Source organism: Roseovarius halotolerans (assembly GCF_900172255.1).
Lineage (GTDB): Bacteria > Pseudomonadota > Alphaproteobacteria > Rhodobacterales > Rhodobacteraceae > Roseovarius > Roseovarius halotolerans.
On record NZ_FWFU01000003.1, the window covers coordinates 86,991 to 104,008 of the forward strand.

Annotated in this window: 18 protein-coding genes; 1 reads left to right on the plus strand and 17 read right to left on the minus strand. The window is 66.4% G+C overall.

The window, feature by feature from the left end; translation table 11 throughout:
• Position 1: 1 nt before the first annotated feature.
• The 12 genes from ROH8110_RS11445 to ROH8110_RS11500 all read right to left on the minus strand — a co-directional run bounded on the left by ROH8110_RS11445 (position 2) and on the right by ROH8110_RS11500 (position 10,570).
• Positions 2–286, minus strand: a complete 285-nt coding sequence (locus tag ROH8110_RS11445) for a hypothetical protein (RefSeq protein ID WP_085817938.1) — start codon at positions 284–286, stop codon at positions 2–4.
• Positions 286–1,503, minus strand: coding sequence for an NADH-quinone oxidoreductase subunit D (locus ROH8110_RS11450; protein WP_085817939.1), 1,218 nt, complete (start codon positions 1,501–1,503; stop codon positions 286–288). The genes ROH8110_RS11445 and ROH8110_RS11450 overlap by 1 nt, the downstream gene beginning before the upstream one ends.
• Positions 1,503–1,688, minus strand: a complete 186-nt coding sequence (locus ROH8110_RS11455; protein ID WP_085818470.1) for a hypothetical protein — start codon at positions 1,686–1,688, stop codon at positions 1,503–1,505. The genes ROH8110_RS11450 and ROH8110_RS11455 overlap by 1 nt, the downstream gene beginning before the upstream one ends.
• A complete protein-coding gene (locus tag ROH8110_RS11460; protein WP_085817940.1) occupies positions 1,688–2,296 on the minus strand; it encodes an NADH-quinone oxidoreductase subunit C in 609 nt (202 codons plus the stop codon). Before ROH8110_RS11460 ends, ROH8110_RS11455 begins: the two co-directional genes overlap by 1 nt.
• A gap of 54 nt (positions 2,297–2,350) precedes the next feature.
• Complete coding sequence (locus ROH8110_RS11465; RefSeq protein ID WP_085817941.1) at positions 2,351–2,884, minus strand: NuoB/complex I 20 kDa subunit family protein; 534 nt, start codon at positions 2,882–2,884, stop codon at positions 2,351–2,353.
• On the minus strand, positions 2,875–3,240 hold the full coding sequence (locus ROH8110_RS11470; protein ID WP_085817942.1) for an NADH-quinone oxidoreductase subunit A: 366 nt from the start codon (positions 3,238–3,240) through the stop codon (positions 2,875–2,877). The genes ROH8110_RS11465 and ROH8110_RS11470 overlap by 10 nt, the downstream gene beginning before the upstream one ends.
• Before the next feature lie 290 nt (positions 3,241–3,530).
• Entirely contained in the window at positions 3,531–4,313 is a 783-nt protein-coding gene (locus ROH8110_RS11475) for a crotonase/enoyl-CoA hydratase family protein (protein WP_085817943.1), read from the minus strand.
• Between the two features lie 38 nt (positions 4,314–4,351).
• Positions 4,352–5,206 (minus strand): hydroxymethylglutaryl-CoA lyase, encoded by an 855-nt coding sequence (locus ROH8110_RS11480; protein WP_085817944.1) that lies wholly within the window; start codon positions 5,204–5,206, stop codon positions 4,352–4,354.
• 36 nt (positions 5,207–5,242) lie between these two features.
• Complete coding sequence (locus tag ROH8110_RS11485) at positions 5,243–5,911, minus strand: glutathione S-transferase family protein (RefSeq protein ID WP_085817945.1); 669 nt, start codon at positions 5,909–5,911, stop codon at positions 5,243–5,245.
• Positions 5,908–7,860: an acetyl/propionyl/methylcrotonyl-CoA carboxylase subunit alpha gene (locus tag ROH8110_RS11490; protein ID WP_085817946.1), complete on the minus strand. Its 1,953-nt coding sequence runs from the start codon at positions 7,858–7,860 to the stop codon at positions 5,908–5,910. Before ROH8110_RS11490 ends, ROH8110_RS11485 begins: the two co-directional genes overlap by 4 nt.
• Before the next feature lie 115 nt (positions 7,861–7,975).
• Positions 7,976–8,938, minus strand: a complete 963-nt coding sequence (locus tag ROH8110_RS11495) for an NAD(P)H-dependent flavin oxidoreductase (protein WP_085817947.1) — start codon at positions 8,936–8,938, stop codon at positions 7,976–7,978.
• Positions 8,939–8,965: 27 nt separating this feature from the next.
• Positions 8,966–10,570, minus strand: a complete 1,605-nt coding sequence (locus ROH8110_RS11500) for a carboxyl transferase domain-containing protein (protein WP_085817948.1) — start codon at positions 10,568–10,570, stop codon at positions 8,966–8,968.
• 158 nt (positions 10,571–10,728) lie between these two features.
• On the opposite strand from ROH8110_RS11500, the gene ROH8110_RS11505 reads away from it, so the two are divergent.
• Positions 10,729–11,340: an OmpW/AlkL family protein gene (locus ROH8110_RS11505; protein WP_085817949.1), complete on the plus strand. Its 612-nt coding sequence runs from the start codon at positions 10,729–10,731 to the stop codon at positions 11,338–11,340.
• A gap of 71 nt (positions 11,341–11,411) precedes the next feature.
• On the opposite strand, the gene ROH8110_RS11510 is transcribed toward ROH8110_RS11505, so the two are convergent.
• From ROH8110_RS11510 to ROH8110_RS11530, 5 genes are all read right to left on the minus strand, one after another.
• Positions 11,412–12,995, minus strand: coding sequence for an AMP-binding protein (locus tag ROH8110_RS11510; protein WP_085817950.1), 1,584 nt, complete (start codon positions 12,993–12,995; stop codon positions 11,412–11,414).
• Positions 12,992–13,468 (minus strand): lysozyme inhibitor LprI family protein, encoded by a 477-nt coding sequence (locus tag ROH8110_RS11515; RefSeq protein ID WP_085817951.1) that lies wholly within the window; start codon positions 13,466–13,468, stop codon positions 12,992–12,994. The genes ROH8110_RS11510 and ROH8110_RS11515 overlap by 4 nt, the downstream gene beginning before the upstream one ends.
• Positions 13,465–14,628: an isovaleryl-CoA dehydrogenase gene (locus tag ROH8110_RS11520; protein WP_085817952.1), complete on the minus strand. Its 1,164-nt coding sequence runs from the start codon at positions 14,626–14,628 to the stop codon at positions 13,465–13,467. The genes ROH8110_RS11515 and ROH8110_RS11520 overlap by 4 nt, the downstream gene beginning before the upstream one ends.
• 281 nt (positions 14,629–14,909) lie before the next feature.
• Positions 14,910–16,112, minus strand: coding sequence for a DegT/DnrJ/EryC1/StrS family aminotransferase (locus ROH8110_RS11525; RefSeq protein WP_085817953.1), 1,203 nt, complete (start codon positions 16,110–16,112; stop codon positions 14,910–14,912).
• A gap of 133 nt (positions 16,113–16,245) precedes the next feature.
• On the minus strand, positions 16,246–16,911 hold the full coding sequence (locus tag ROH8110_RS11530; protein WP_085817954.1) for an HAD-IA family hydrolase: 666 nt from the start codon (positions 16,909–16,911) through the stop codon (positions 16,246–16,248).
• Positions 16,912–17,018: the final 107 nt, after the last annotated feature.

The window sequence follows — 17,018 nt, forward strand, 5'->3', positions numbered from 1 at the left end:
CTTAGGAACAGGCTCCTGTCGTCAGTTTCACCCCGCCGCCGGGCAGGCGCTCAGCCTCGCCCTTGGACAGCAGATAGGACGTGATTCCGGTGGACTGTTCGCGGGTCAGCCCCGCCTGCAGTTCCACCGGCTGAAAATCGGCCTCGGTCGCCATCTCGCAGCCGATCGAGGCCGCGGCCAGCTTGTATTCCTGAACGTCCTCGGGGTTCACGCCCTCGGGCGGCGCGATACACGCTCCGAGCGTCAGCACGAGACCGGCCGACGCCGCTGCCATCATCCGTTTCATCACCTGTCGATCTCCCCGAACACAACATCCATCGTCCCGATGATCGCCGCCACATCGGCCAGCTGGTGACCCCCGGCCACATGGTCCATCGCCTGCAAATGCAGGAAACCCGGCGCGCGCAGCTTGGCGCGGTAAGGCCGGTTGGTGCCATCCGCCACAAGGTAGACACCGAATTCCCCTTTGGGTGCCTCGACGGCGCAGTAAACTTCGCCCTCGGGCACGCGGAAGCCTTCGGTATAGAGCTTGAAGTGGTGGATCAGCGCCTCCATCGAGGTCTTCATCTCGCCGCGCTTGGGCGGCGTGACCTTGCCGCGCGCAAGGATATCGCCCTGCCCTTCGGGCGCGCGCAGCTTCTCGACGCATTGCAGGATGATGCTCAACGACTGGCGCATCTCTCCCATGCGCACGAGGTAGCGGTCATAGCAATCGCCATGCTTGCCCACCGGGATCTGGAAATCGAACTCGTCGTAGCATTCATAGGGCTGCGCGCGGCGCAGATCCCATGCCAGGCCCGACCCGCGCACCATGACGCCCGAAAAGCCCCAGTTCTGGATGTCTTCCTCGGTGACGATGCCGATATCGGCGTTGCGCTGCTTGAAGATCCGGTTCTCGGTCAGAAGCCCGTCGATATCGTCGAGTTTCTTCGGAAAGGCATGCGCCCAGGCCTCGATATCGTCGATCAGCGCGTCGGGCAGATCCTGATGGACACCGCCGGGGCGGAAATACGCCGCGTGCAGGCGCGCCCCGCAGGCACGCTCGTAGAACTCCATCAGGTTCTCGCGCTCCTCGAACCCCCAAAGCGGCGGCGTCAGCGCGCCCACGTCCATCGCCTGCGTGGTGACGTTCAGCAGATGGTTCAGGATGCGGCCGATCTCGGAAAACAGGACCCGGATCAGGCTGGCGCGGCGCGGCACCTCGACCCCGGTCAGCTTTTCGATGGCCAGGCACCAGGCATGTTCCTGGTTCATCGGCGCCACGTAATCCAGCCGGTCGAAATAGGGCAGGTTCTGAAGGTAGGTGCGGCTTTCCATCAGCTTCTCGGTGCCGCGATGCAACAGGCCGATATGCGGATCGCAACGCTCGACGATCTCGCCGTCCAGCTCCAGCACCAGCCGCAACACCCCATGCGCCGCCGGGTGCTGGGGGCCGAAATTCAGGTTGAAATTTCGGATCTTCTGCTCGCCCGTCAGGGCGTCTTCAAATTTGGAGCCATCCATCATGCGTGCCCTCCGCCGAACTTGTCACGAAACGCCATGACCCACAGAAGCACCAGCGCTCCGAGCGGGATGATCGAAACCAGCGCGACCCAGCTCGGGATGCCGAATTGCGGCAGCAAGCGCCAGAAGGGAATCACGACCAGAACAGCCATGACAAGGAAGAAGATCATTCCGCCGCCACCCATCACTTGGCCTCCTCTTTCTTCTCGTCGCCGGGCAGGATGTATTCCGCACCCTCCCAGGGCGACATGAAGTCGAACTGACGGTATTCCTGCACCAGGTTCACCGGCTCATAGACGACGCGTTTCTGCACCTCGTCATACCGCACCTCGGTATAACCCGTGGTCGGGAAATCCTTGCGCAGCGGATGCCCGCGGAACCCGTAATCCGTCAGGATGCGGCGCAGGTCGGGATGACCCGAGAACAGGATGCCGAACATGTCGAACACCTCGCGCTCGAACCAGTTGGCCGAGGCATGCAGATCGGTGATCGACGGCACCATGTCCTCTTCGCGCACCGCCACCCGAAGGCGGATACGCTGGTTCTGGTACATGCTCAGGAAATGATAGACCACGTCGAACCGCTTGGCCCGCTCGGGGTAATCGACGGCGGTGATGTCCACCAGCGTCGTGAACTGACAGGTCCGGTCGGTCTTGAGAAACTCCACCAGACCGACGATGCTGGCCAGCGCCACATCCACATTCAGCTCATCATGGGTGACAGCCCATTCAAGCACGCAGTCGGGGCGTTTCGCCTCGATATGGGCGCCCAGTTCATTCAGCGCGTTGCTCATCGTCTTCGTCCTTTCGCGCGCAGCCGCTTGCGCGCCTGTCAGTGATGCGCCGCCTCAGCGCACGATGGTCCCGGTCCTGCGAATCTTGCGCTGCAACTGCATGATCCCATAGACCAGCGCCTCCGCTGTCGGCGGGCAGCCCGGAACATAGATATCCACCGGCACGATCCGGTCACAGCCGCGCACCACGGAATAGCTGTAATGGTAATAGCCCCCGCCATTGGCGCAGGACCCCATCGAGATCACATAACGCGGCTCGGGCATCTGGTCGTAAACCTTGCGCAGCGCCGGCGCCATCTTGTTGGTCAGCGTACCCGCCACGATCATCAGGTCCGACTGGCGCGGGCTGGCGCGCGGCGCGGTGCCGAACCGCTCCAGGTCATAGCGCGGCATCGAGGAATGCATCATCTCGACGGCGCAGCACGCGAGGCCGAAGGTCATCCAGTGCAGGCTGCCGGTGCGCGCCCAGTTGATGATGTCCTCGGTCGAGGTGACAAGAAAACCCTTGTCCTGCAGCTCGCGGTTCAGGTCCTGCGTGGCGACCTCGCGGTCGGGCCCCGCGGTATTGGCTCCGGTGGCTACTCCCATTCCATCGCCCCTTTCTTCCATTCATAGGCGAACCCCGCCGTCAGCACGGCAAGGAACACCATCATCGACCAGAAACCCGTCATCGAAATATCCTTGAACGCCACCGCCCACGGAAACAGCATGGCGATCTCCAGGTCGAAGATGATGAACAGGATCGAGACAAGATAAAACCGGACATCGAATTTCATCCGCGCATCGTCGAACGCGTTGAAGCCGCATTCATAGGCACTCAGCTTCTCGGGGTCGGGGTGGCGGACCGCCGCGACCACCGCCGCCAGAATGAGAACAAGACCAAGACCGATGGCAATGGCCATAAGGACCAGTATGGGAAGATATTCCCTCAGCATCTCATCCACGGGGTGGCTCCTTTCATGCGCATCCGGGGCGCATTCAAATGGCTGCACTGACTATCGCAGGGTTTACCGCCGCCCCATGTCGGGGTCAACCAAGCGCGAACATATTCCAATACCTGCACCCGAAGAAGGCCGTCAGCGGCATACAGGCGTATACAGATGCGCAGAAAGCCCTGCATTCCGTACCATGCCGGGCATCATCCGGGGCTCCTGCAAGGCCCGCCGCAACCCTGTTACGACCTCGAATCTAGGGCGCATGTCGCGCCCGTCATCCCCCGCCGGTCGCGAATCTGTCAGCCCGCCCAGGGCGCCTTTCGCTTGTCGAAAAACGCGCCGATCCCCTCGCGCGCCTCCTCGCCCTCCCAACAGGCGATCAATTCGCCGACGCTGTGATCGATCACGCCCTGGTCGATGCGTGGTCCGAAACCGCGCAACAGCGCCTTGGCCCGCGCCACGGCCTCCGGCGCGCAGGACAGGTAGGGTTCGACTTCCGCCTCGACCGCCGTATCCAGCTCCGCCTCGGGCACCGCCCGCGCCAGCAGATCCAACGTCACCGCCTCCTCCGCACCGAACCGCCGCCCAGACATGAACACCCGGCGCGCCCTGCCCTCGCCCATGCGCGCACAGACATAAGGCCCGATGGTCGCCGGGATCAGGCCAAGCCGGGTCTCGGTCAGCGCCATCAGCACATGATCCGCCCCGATGGCCACGTCGCAGACGCTCGCCATCCCGACACCGCCCCCGAACGCATTGCCCTGAATCCTGCCGATCAGGGGTTTGGGCAAGGTGTTGAGCGCCTGCAGCATCTGCGCCAGCTTGCGCGCCTCCTTGGCGCGGGTCTCGGGATCGGCATCGAACTGATCGCGCATCCAGCCCAGATCGCCCCCGGCGCAGAATGTCTTGCCCTTCGCCGCCAGAACCACGGCGCGCACAGAGGCATCGGCGCCCAACTCGCCCGCCGCCTGCGTCAGCTCGGCAATCATCTGCGCCGACATCGCATTGTGCTTCTCCGCCCGGTCCAGCCAGAGCGTCGCCACCCCGCGCCCGTCGCGCTCGATCGTGATCGTCTCGAACATGCTGTCTCTCCCTGGGTCTGCCCGACCCGTCCCTTGCATCATTCGGCGCGCATCTCGCGCACCATCGCGGCGGCCTTGTCCAGCACCGCACGGTCCAGCCCGGTCTCGTATCCGAGCGCCGTCAGCCGGTCGTGCACAGCTTCGCTGGCCACATTGCCCGCGGCCCCCGGCGCATAGGGGCAGCCGCCAAGCCCGCCGACCGCCGCATCGAACACCCGCAGGCCGCGCGCCAGCGCCGCCTCGATATTGTCCAGCGCCCGACCTCCGGTATCGTGGAAATGCCCTGCCAGCCTGTTGGCGGGCAGCTCCTCGCAGACCGCCGCCAGCATCGCGTCGACCGCCTCGGGCGTGGCCCGACCGATCGTGTCGCCAAGGCTGATCTCGTAGCAACCCATCGACCACAGCCGCGCCGCCACCTGCGCTACCTGCTCGGGCGCGACCGGCCCGTCATAGGGGCATTCCACCACGCACGAGATATAGCCGCGCACCCGCACGCCCTCGGCATTGGCCGCCTCCATCACCGGGGCGAACCGTGCAAGGCTCTCCTCGATGCTGGCGTTGATATTGGCCTTCGAGAACCCCTCCGATGCCGATCCGAAGATCGCCACCTCATCGGCTCCCGCCTCCATCGCATCCTCGAAGCCACGCAGATTCGGCGTCAGCGCGGCATAGCTCACCCCCGGCGCGCGCCGGATGCGGCGCAGCACCTCGCCCGAATCCGCCATCTGAGGCACCCATTTGGGGCTGACGAAACTGGCCATCTCGATACGCGTGAACCCGGCACCGCTCAGGCAGTCCACCAGCGCGATCTTCTGCGCCGTCGGAATGCGCCTCTTTTCGTTCTGCAGCCCGTCGCGCGGGCCGACCTCGAAAATCTCGACCTTCTCGGCCATCTCTTCTCTCCTTGAAACACCGCCTGGCGGAATGCCTCATGCCTCCCAGGGTGCGTAGAAATCCCTTTGATAGATCCGTCCGCCTTCGGGGCCGGGGCTGGCCGCCCTGAACCCTTCGCGCGCGGTGATCCGTTCATACCATTTTTCCGTTTCGGGGAAGTCGTCAAGCCGCGCGAAATGGCGCGCCATGTAAACCGCCTGCCCGACGCAGATGTCACAGGCCGAAAAGCCGCTGGTCAGCAGGTGGTCGCGGTTCTCGACCGGTGTCGACAGCCGCGCCTCGATCGCCTCGTAACATTTGCGGATCCGCGCCGCTTCCAGCTTCATTACGATGGGGCTGCGCATGTGATCCTCGTATAGCATTACATGCTGCTGCGTCAGCGCCGCCACATGCTGGCTCAGCGTCTCGGCGAAATGCACCCAGACCAGCCACGCCATGCGGTCCATATCCCCCGGCATCCGGCCGAGGCCCGGATCAGGAAACCGCTCGCACAGGTATTCGACCATCGCGCCCGATTCGAACATCCGCTCGCCCTCGATCTCCAGCGCCGGCACCCGCCCCGCGGGCGAGAGCGACAGGAACGCAGGCTCGCGCAGCGACCTGTCGAACGCATGTTCCACGACCTGGAACGCGACCCCCAGTTCATGCAGCAGCCACAACACCCGCATCGAGCGGCTCTGGCCGACGTGATGCAGCGTGATCATGCCTCTTCCCCCTCGTCCTTCGCCGCCAGCCTCACGAGCGCCGCGCCCGCCTCGACCTGCGCCCCGGTCTCGGCCAGCACCTCGGCCACCACGCCGTCGCGCGCCGCCAGCAAGGCATGTTCCATCTTCATCGCCTCCAGCACCGCCAGCCGGTCGCCCTCGGCCACCGCCTGCCCCGGCTTCGCCAGCATTACCTTGACGAGACCCGGCATCGGCGCCTCGATCACGTCCTGATCGCCGCCCTTCACCGCCGCCTTGTCCAGCGGATCGACAATCTCGAATCCCAGCCCGTAATTGGCGAAAACCGTGACCAGCGCGGCATTCACCGCGACCTGCGGCGCCGCCTCGCCATCCAGTTGCCAGCGCCCCCCGACCTTGCGCGCGGCAATGACTTGCCCGTCGACGATGACGTCATGCGCCCGCGCCGACAGGCTGCGCAGCGCCACCGCGATCTCCTCGCCCTCGCGCGACAGAAGCACCCGCCGCTCCAGCGGCGCCCAAAGGGTGAAGCCGACCTCGCCGCCCTCGGCCTCCAGCAAGCCAAGCGCCGCCAGCGCCGCCAGCGCCACATCGCGCGGCCGCACCTCGGGCGCGGCCGCCAGCGTGTCGATGTCGCGCGCAATCAGCCCGGTGTCCACTTCTCCGGCCGCAAAACCCCGATGCCCCGCCAGCGCGCCCAGGAACGCAAGGTTGGTGACGGTCCCCGCCACCTCGCAATCGCGCAACGCCGCCGACAGGCGCCTCAGCGCTCCCGCCCGCGTCGCCCCGTGGGTGATGATCTTGGCGATCATCGGATCGTAATGCGGCGAAATCTCGTCGCCCGCCCGCACACCGGTATCAGCGCGCGCGCCTTCGGGGAATCGCAGATGCGCCAGACGCCCGGTCGCAGGCAGGAACCCCCTCGGCACATCCTCGGCATAAAGACGCGCCTCGAAGGCATGGCCACTGATCGCCAGCTCATCCTGTGCCTTGGGCAAACCCTCGCCGCTGGCCACGCGCAGCTGCCATTCCACTAGGTCGACCCCGGTGATCGCCTCGGTCACCGGATGCTCGACCTGCAGGCGCGTGTTCATCTCCATGAACCAGAACCCGTCGGGGCGCAGGCCATGGCTGCCATCGACGATGAACTCCACCGTGCCCGCCCCGGAATAGCCGATTGCGCGCGCCGCGCGCACCGCCGCCTGCCCCATGGCCGCGCGCATCTCTTCGGTCATGCCCGGCGCCGGCGCCTCCTCGATCACCTTCTGATGGCGCCGCTGAAGCGAGCAGTCGCGCTCGTATAAATGCACCGCATCCGTGCCGTCCCCGAAAACCTGCACTTCAATATGGCGCGGCTTCTGGATGTATTTCTCGATCAATACCGCCGCATTGCCAAAGGCGGTCTCGGCCTCGCCCTTCGCGCTCTCCAGCGCATCGGCGAAATCGGCCGCCCGCTCCACCAGCCGCATCCCCTTGCCGCCGCCCCCGGCGACCGCCTTGATCAACACCGGATATCCGATCGTATCCGCCGCGCCCGCCAGGTGCTCGGGGTCCTGGTTCTCACCGTGATAGCCCGGCACCACGGGCACACCCGCGTCCTCCATCAGCGCCTTGGCCGCATCCTTCAGCCCCATCGCCCGGATCGCCTCGGCCGAGGGGCCGATGAACACCAGCCCCGCCGCCTCGACCGCCTCGACGAAATCGGGGTTCTCCGACAGGAAACCATAACCCGGATGGATCGCCTGCGCGCCGGTCTCCAGCGCCGCCGCGATGATCGCATCACCACGCAGGTAGCTCTGCGACGGGGCGGGGCCGCCGATATGCACCGCCCGGTCCGCCATCGCCACATGGCGCGCCGCACGGTCGGCATCCGAATAGACCGCCACACTGCGCACTCCCATCCTGCGCGCGGTCTCTATGACGCGACAGGCGATCTCGCCCCGGTTGGCGATCAGGATCGTCTCGAACATCAGCCTACTCCCCTCGGCGCCCGACGCGCCGCATTCATCGTGCCCAAAATACTCCCGCCGGAGGCATCCGCCCGCGCGGCCCCGTGCAACGCCGGGGGATATGTCACCGCCCTCATCATCGCCCAAGTGCCTCCTGCGCCTCGCGCATCACGCGCGCGACGATATCCGCGGCAGGCTCGACCCGGCGGATCAGCCCCACCGCCTCGCCCGCAATGGCGGGCGCGCCCTGCGCGTCACCCGCGGCGACGGCCTTGCCATAGGCTGCGCGCGCCTCAGCGTCGCGTGGCCCGCCCGGCACATCGCGCCAGTGATCCGTCCATTCATTGCCAAGCGTGCGGATCGTGTAGGGGCGCGGCCAGTCCAGCCCGCGCGCGATGTCAGGCAGGGATGAGCGCAAGGTCGCATCCCCGTCCGCCGCCAGCGCCGCCGCCTGGAACCCTTCGGCCACCAACGCCTCCTCGCTGGCCCAGAACCGCGTGCCCATGACCACGCCTTCGGCCCCCAGCATCAGGGCCGCCGCCAATCCGCGGCCGTCAGCGATTCCGCCCGCCGCCAGCACGATGGCGCGCTCGCCCACCAGGTCCACCACCTCGGGCACCAGCGTCATCGTTCCGCGCGCCGCGCCGTGGCCACCCGCCTCGCTGCCCTGCGCAACGATCACCTCGGCGCCCGCCGCCAGTGCTTCGCGCGCGCCCTCAACGCTTTGCACCTGAGCAAAGACTGGCACGTCCGCCGCCTTCGCAGCTTCGGCAAAGCCGGACAAATCGCCGAAAGACAGGAACATCGCCGCCGGTTTGCGCTGCAGAACCGAGTCATAAAGCCCCGGTGCGCGCGCCTCACGCTCCGCAAGCGCCCAGGTGATGAACCCGCAACCGACCGCCACATTACCCGCGGCGGCGAATTGCGCATCGACCCATTCGGCGTCCGCGCCATAGCCACCCCCGATGAACCCGAGGCCGCCCGCGCCGCTGACCGCCGCCGCCAGCCGCCCGCCCGATGCCATCGCCATCGGCGCCGAGACGATGGGCGCGGTCAGCCCGAAGCGCCGGCACAGGCGGGTGTTCAGCGAAACCGTCATGACAGGCCCCTCGCGGGCGTGCCGCGCTTACATGCGGAACAGGCCAAAACGGGTCTCCTCGATCGGGGCACACAGCGCCGCGCTCAGCGAAAGCGCCAGCACCTCGCGCGATTTGCGGGGATCCACTATGCCATCGTCCCACAACCGCGCCGAGGCATAAAGCGGGTGCGACTGGCGCTCGAACATCTCGATCGTGGGGCGCTTGAACTCGGCCTCTTCCTCCGGCGACCAGCTGCCGCCCTTGCGCTCGATCGCATCGCGCCGGACCGTGGCCAGAACCCCGGCCGCCTGCTCGCCGCCCATGACGCTGATCCGGCTGCTCGGCCAGGACCACATGAAGCGCGGCTGATAGGCCCGCCCCGCCATGCCGTAATTCCCTGCCCCGAACGAACCGCCCACGACCATCGTCACCTTGGGCACCGAGGTGGTGGCAACCGCCGTCACCATCTTGGCGCCGTGGCGCGCGATGCCTTCGTTCTCGTAACGGCGACCGACCATGAACCCGGTGATGTTCTGCAGGAAAATCAGCGGGATACGACGCTGACTGCACAGTTCCACGAAATGCGCGCCCTTCTGCGCGGCTTCCGAAAAGAGCACGCCGTTATTGGCGACGATCCCCACCGGGCAGCCCTCGAGATGGGCGAAACCGCAGACCAGCGTCTCGCCGAACCGCGCCTTGAACTCGTCAAAGCGCGACCCGTCCACCAGCCGCGCGATCACCTCGCGGATATCATAGGGCGTGCGCAGATCGGCGGGCACGACACCGAGCAGTTCCTCGGGGTCATAGGCGGGCGGCTCGGGGCTGGCCCAATCCACCGTGGCGGGTTTCTTGCGGTTGAGATGCCCGACCGCACGCCGCGCCAGCGCCAACGCGTGTGCGTCGTCCTCAGCCAGGTAATCAGCCACGCCCGACAGGCGCGTATGCACATCGCCCCCGCCAAGGTCCTCGGCGGTCACGACCTCGCCGGTCGCCGCCTTGACCAGCGGCGGCCCCGCCAGAAAGATCGTGCCCTGGTCGCGCACGATGATGGTGACATCCGACATAGCGGGCACATAGGCGCCCCCGGCGGTGCAGGACCCCATGACCACCGCGATCTGCGGGATGCCCTTGGCAGACATGCGCGCCTGGTTGTAGAAGATCCGCCCGAAATGGTCCCGGTCGGGAAAGACCTCGTCCTGGTTGGGCAGGTTCGCCCCGCCACTGTCGACCAGGTAGATGCAGGGCAGGTTGCATTCCTCGGCGATCTCCTGAGCGCGCAGGTGTTTCTTGACGGTCATCGGGTAATAGGTGCCGCCCTTCACCGTGGCGTCATTGCAGACCACCATGCATTCCTGCCCCTGCACGCGGCCGACCCCCGCGATCACGCCCGCGCAGGGCGCGGCGCCATCGTAAAGACCATGTGCCGCCGTCGCGCCGATTTCGAGGAACGGCGCGCCGGGATCCAGAAGATTCGCCACCCTCTCGCGCGGCGGCATCTTGCCCCTTGACAGGTGCCGCTCGCGCGCCGCCTCGCCGCCGCCCTCGGCGGCCTCGGCCGCCGCGCGCGCCACGATGTCGATCGCCTCCAGATGGCCCTCGCGATTCGTCTTGAACGCCTCCGATGACGGAATTGCCTTCGAGTTCAGCTTCATGCCGCCGCCTCCCGGTTTATCGTGGCGCGGCCTGAGTTGCGCCCGAATGTTGCATTTTTGCCGCCCCTGCGGCCCTTCATATAAACTTGACCCAAATCAAGGTGATCCACGAGGTCCACGCGCATGGTCCGGCCCATTCGGATAGGAATGGAAAGACAATGAAAACACTCACAGCACTCACGCTCGCAACCGCCCTCGCCGGGGCCGCCGCTCCGGCGCTGGCTCAGGAAAAAGGCAGCATGACCCTCGGCATCGGTGTCGCCGGTGTTCTGCCCGACGGCTCCAGCAACACGGCCGCCGGCAGCATCTCGGTCGGCGACAACGTCCGCCCGACCCTGACCTTCGAATATTTCCTCGCCGACAACATCGGTGTCGAGGTTCTGGCCGCATGGCCGTTTGAGCATGACATCAAGCTCGCAGGCGTCGGCACCGTCGGCAAGACCAAGCACCTGCCGCCCACGATCTCGGTGCAGTACCACTTCACCAACAAGTCCAGCCTGACGCCCTTCGTCGGCATCGGCATCAACTACACCACCTTCTGGGATGACAAGGGCACGGGCGTCCTTGCCGGTGTGCCGATCGGCCTCGACGATTCCTGGGGCCTCGCGCTCCATGCCGGTGTCGACTACGCGCTCAGCGAAAAATCCGCCCTGCGTGCCGATGTCCGCTGGATCAACATCGAAACCGACGCCACCGTCGGCGGCGCACCGATCGGCAAGGTCAAGATCGACCCCTGGGTCGTCGGCATGTCCTACGTGATGAAGTTCTGATCGCTCAACGACACATCGCTTCAGAGGGCCGGCCATCGCGCCGGCCCTTTTCGTTTCGTCCGCCCCGAACCTCATGACCCCGCCCCCTCTGCCGCAGCGCGCGCCCTCAGCTCGCGCCGGATCACCTTGCCGGTCACCGTCATCGGAAGTGCCTCGAGGAAATCCACCTCACGCGGATAGGAATAGCTCGCCAGCCGCGCCTTGACGTAGTCCTGCAATTCGCGCGACAGCGCCGCGCCCGGCGCATGGCCCTCCTTGAGCACCACATAGGCTTTCACGATCTCGGTGCGCAGCGCGTCGGGCTTGCCCACCACGCCCACCGTCGCCACCGCCTGATGGGTCAGCAGGCAGTCCTCGATCTCGGCGGGACCGATCCGATAGCCCGCGCTGGTGATCACGTCATCCTCGCGCCCCGCAAAGCGCAGGAACCCGCCATCCCACATGCCCCGGTCCCCGGTCACCAGCCAGTCGCCGCGAAACTTCGCGGCCGTCTCCTCGGGCCGGTTCCAGTATTCCAGCATCATGCTGCCCGCGCCCCGGCGAATCGCGATATCGCCCTCGCCTTCGGTCTCCTGCCCCTGCCCGTCGATCACGCCGATCTCGAACCCCGGCGCAGGCTTGCCGATGCAACCGGGGCGCGGCGCAAACAGCGCCGCACAGGAACTGGCCACCATGTTGCATTCGGTCTGGCCGTAGAACTCGTTGATCGTCACGCCAAAGGCCCGCCGCCCCCAATCCAGCATCTCCGCGCCCAAGGGCTCGCCCCCGCTGGCGACACTGCGCAGCCCCTCAAGCCTGCAATCGGCGGCCTTCAGCATCCTGAGCGCCGTGGGCGGAAAGAACACGTTGCGCACCGCGCCCTCGCGCAGCACCCGCAGGCATTCATCGGGCGTGAATTTCGCCAGCCGCGCCGCCACCACCGGCACACCCAGCGCCAGCCCCGGCATCATCACGTCGAACAGGCCCCCGATCCAGGCCCAGTCCGCCGGCGTCCACAGGCAATCGCCCTCCTGGCCCAGGAAATCATGGCTCATCTCGACGCCCGGCAGATGGCCCAGCAACATGCGATGCCCATGCAACGCACCCTTGGGGCTGCCCGTCGTGCCGCTGGTATAGATCAACACCGCCGGGGTCTCCGGCCCGGTCTCGACCGCCTCGAACGTCCCCTCGGGCAAACCGCCCGCCTCGGGCACCAGCGCCGCGACCCCCTCAAGCGGCGCCAACAGATCGACACCACCGGGATCCGTAACCACCAGCCGCGCCCCCGCATCGCCCACGCGCGAGGCCAGCGCATCGCGCTGGAACAGCTTGAACAGCGGAATCGATACCGCACCCAGCTTCCAGATGGCGACATGCGCCGCCGCGCACCAGGCATCCTGACTGCGCAGCACGCCCACCCGGTCCCCGCGCTGCACGCCCCGCGCCGCGAGGTCCAGCGCCAGACCGTCCGCCATGCGCCGCAACGCGCCATAGGTGGTCTCGCGCCGCGCGCCGGTAAGGTCGATGATCGCCACCCGCTCGGGGTCACGCGCCGCCCAGTCGTCGCAGACCTGCGCCGCCATGTTCAGGCGCTCGGGAATATCCCAGCGAAAGCTGCCACACATCCCGTCATAGGTTTCGGGCAGCGGGCGCAACAAGGGCGGACGAATACTCATTCCATCCCCCCAAGATGCTCCAGTTCCACTGCTCGCGCGGCGGTCTTTTGCAACTGGCAGTCCACCGCAACGATGCTGCGGATCGTGCCCCCGATCCAGATGCCATAGCGCAGGCCGCACTCCGCATCCCGATAGGCTTTCCAATGACGCTGTGTCTCGTGCAGTTGCCCTGCCAGCGTGCCGTCACCCTCGGCGCCAAGCATCCCGGCCTGACGCTCAAGCGCTTCGACCATCAACGCCTCCCAGACCCGCGTTTCCGCCATCAGGCATTCGCTGATCCCGATGGTCGTCTCGCCACCGGGCCGCGCCTGGCAGGCATCGGCAGCCACGCCCGCGCAACCGGGCGCGCCTTCGCCCGCGCCCGTCGCCTCGAAACAGGCCCGGACAGCCGCGCCATCCACCTCCGCCTCCTGCGCGATCACAGGCGCGGCGGCAAGAGCGGCCAGCAACGACAAGATCGCAGCCCGTGTCACCCCATCGCACCCATCAGTTCGCGCCCCACCAGCATCCGGCGGATTTCCGACGTGCCTGCACCGATCTCCATCAGCTTGGCATCGCGGAACAGCCGCGCCACCGGCGCATCCGCCAGGAACCCGGCGCCGCCCATCGCCTGCACCGCCTGGTGCGCCTGCACCATGGCCTGTTCGCTGGCATAAAGACAGCAGGCAGCGGCATCCTGGCGCGTCACGTCACCCCGGTCGCACGCCTTGGCCACCTCGTAGACATAGGCCCGTGCCGAATTCATCGCCGTGTACATATCCGCGATCTTGCCCTGCATCAGCTGGAACGACCCGATCGGCTGGCCGAACTGCTTGCGCTCGGCCATGTAGGGCATGATCTCGTCAAGACAGGCCGCCATGATCCCGGTGCCGATCCCCGCCAGCACCACGCGCTCGTAATCGAGGCCCGACATCAGGACCCGCACGCCCTTGCCCTCTTCGCCAAGGACATTCTCGAAGGGCACTTCCACATCGTCGAAGATCAGCTCCGCCGTGTTGCTGCCGCGCATCCCCAGCTTGTCGAAATGCGGGCTGGTGCTGAATCCCTTCATGCTCTTCTCGATCACGAAGGCGGTGATCCCCTTGGCGCCCGCCTCCGGGTCGGTCTTGGCATAGACCACCAGCGTATCGGCATCCGGGCCGTTGGTGATCCAGTATTTGTTGCCATTGAGCTTGTAGTGATCGTTCCGCTTCTCGGCCCGCAGCTTCATGCTTACCACGTCGCTGCCCGCACCGGCCTCGGACATGGCCAGCGCGCCCACATTGTCGCCGCTGATCAGCCCCGGCAGGTATTTCGCCTTCTGCGCCTCCGTGCCGTTCAGCTTGATCTGGTTGACGCAGAGATTGGAATGCGCGCCATAGCTCAACGAGACACTGGCCGAGGCCCGCGCGATCTCCTCGATGGCGATCACATGGGCGATATAGGGCATCCCCGCGCCGCCATGTTCCTCGGGCACCGTGATCCCCAGGAGGCCCAGGTCGCCCATCTCCTTCCACAGCGCGGCCGGAAAGACATTCGAGGTGTCGATCTCGCCCGCCATCGGCTTCACGCGCTCCTGCGCCCATCGGTGAACCATCTCGCGCAGGGCGTTCACATCTTCGCCCAGATCGAACTGCATGACCGCGTTGAACATGCGACTCTCCTCCCGTCGGTGACATTTATTGAACACTTGTTCATTTATAGCCACATCTTCTCGCACCGGTCAATCCCGCGTGAACGCGCGCTGCGCGTGCTCAGTCAACCGGTGCGGGGCGTTGGTTCTGCGGACAGGATACCGACGCCATACCGACGTGATACCGGCGCGATACAGATCGGCGGATTTCAGCGGATTTGCCTTGTTTACAAGCGGCACAGCCGCGCCGCCCGGCCCTCGCCGCACGCCGCCCTTTACGGTTTCTTAACCTTGCTGAATGCTCAGGCGGCGCCTTCGCCCTGCCAGACCGCGCCCACCTCGGCCCGGATGATCCGGGCGATCAGATCGCAATCCTCAAGGCTGAAGGTCAGCGGCAGGCGCATGTCCAGAATGCTGCGCAGCACCCTGTCCGATGCCGGCATCCGCTCATGCGGCGCATAGCGCCAGCTGTCATAGCGGCTGGTAAAGCCCACGGGCTCGGCGCCCCCGAACCACTTCAGCTCGACACCGCGTTTGAGGCAGCGCGAGATCACCTCGCCAATCGCGCCATCCTCCCAATCCAGCAGCAGGAACTGGATCGAAGAACCCACATAGGTTTCGGCCTCCGGCCGCTCCACGACCTGCAGCCCCGGCGTGCCGCGCAACCCCGCCTCGACCCGCTGGTAGCGCGCGTTCCAGGCGGCGCATTGCGCATCCAGCCGCGCCAGCTGCGGGCGAAGAATGGCCGCGCGCAGATGATCCATCCGCCCGGAAACATTGGGGGTTTCGTATTTCACCCGCTCAAATACCGTCTCCGGCGGCACCGTCCCGTTGCGCCCGTAAAGCATGTAGGACCCCGACAGGATCGTGGCGCGCGCGGCGATTTCGTCGTCATCCGTGACCAGCAAACCGCCCTCGCCCGAATTCATGTGCTTGTAGGTCTGCGTCGAATAGCACCCGACCTTGCCCCACCTGCCCGAGGCCCGCCCCTTCCAGGCCGCGCCCATCGTATGCGCGCAATCCTCGATCACGGTGATCCCCGCCGCGTCGCAGATCGCCATCAGCCGCTCCATGTCGCACAGATGCCCGCGCATATGGCTCAGCATCAGCACATTCGCGTGCTCCGCCTTGGCCTCCAGATCGTCTAGGTCGATGGTCAGCGCCTCGTTCACCCCGACGAAAACCGGCACCGCGCCCACGCTCGCGATCGCACCGGGCACCGGCGCCAGCGTAAAGGCATTGGTCAGCACGCGATCGCCCGCCCGCACCCCGACGGCGCGCAGCGCACAGGCCAGCGCATAGCCCCCCGAGGCCACCGCCAGCGCATAGCGCGCACCCGTATAGGCCGCGAATTCCCGCTCCAGCAACGCCGTCTCGCCAACCTCGTCGGGGCCAAGATTATAGCGGTGCAAGCGCCCGCTTCGCATCACGTCGAGCGCCGCCGCGATCCCCTCTTCGGGGATCGGCTCCTGCTGGGTGAAACTGCCTTTGAATATCTCCGTCATGGCGTTCTTTCTGGGCCGCTTCGGCCAGCCGGTCAATGGGATTGCGCCCCCGCACGGCTTCTTTCGCAAAAACCGCAAACCCGATCCGCTCAGCCCGAAACGATCCGCTCAGCCCGAAAAACGCCGCGCCGCCTCAGCCGATCAACCGGCGCACCACCCCGGCAAGCTCGCCGTAATCGCCAAGCAATGCCTCGGGCGACAGAGCCGCCACCCCCTCGCCATCGGGCCCGAACGTCACCAGCACCGAAGGCACCCCCGCCGCGCGCGACGTTTCGCGGTCGGTAACCGTATCGCCCACCAACAGGCAGCGCGCCGGATCGCCCCCGGCCCGGCGCACGGCCTCGCGCAGGGTCTCGGGATCAGGCTTGCGCACAGGCAGCGTATCCGCCCCGATCAGCGCGCCAAAGGCATCCAGCGCCCCCAGTCGCGTCATCAGCAACCGCGCCAGCCCCTCGGGTTTGTTGGTGCAGATCGCCACCTTGTAGCCCGCGCCACGCAGCGCCTCGACCGCGTCGAGCGCACCGGGATAAAGCGTTGTATGCGTGTCGATGGCATCCTCATAGGCTCGCAGCAACAGCGGATATTGCCGCTCGATCTCGGCCTCGTCCTCGGCCAGCCCCATCCGCGCGAACCCCAGCTTGAGCATCGCCCGTCCGCCCCGGAACGCCGTGCCCGCATCGCCCACTGGGTCCAGCATGTCGCCCGCCCCCATCGCCCTGAAGCAGGCATTGGCCGCAGCAATGAGATCGGCGCTGGTATCGGCCAATGTCCCGTCCAGATCGAATACAACCGTGCGCACGCCAGACCCCTTTCTCGCCGTCCATGCGCATCATTCCGCGCATGGCTGACACAAACCGCAATCTTCTTTGATGCGCTGCGACCTTGCACAGCACGGGCAACCCGATA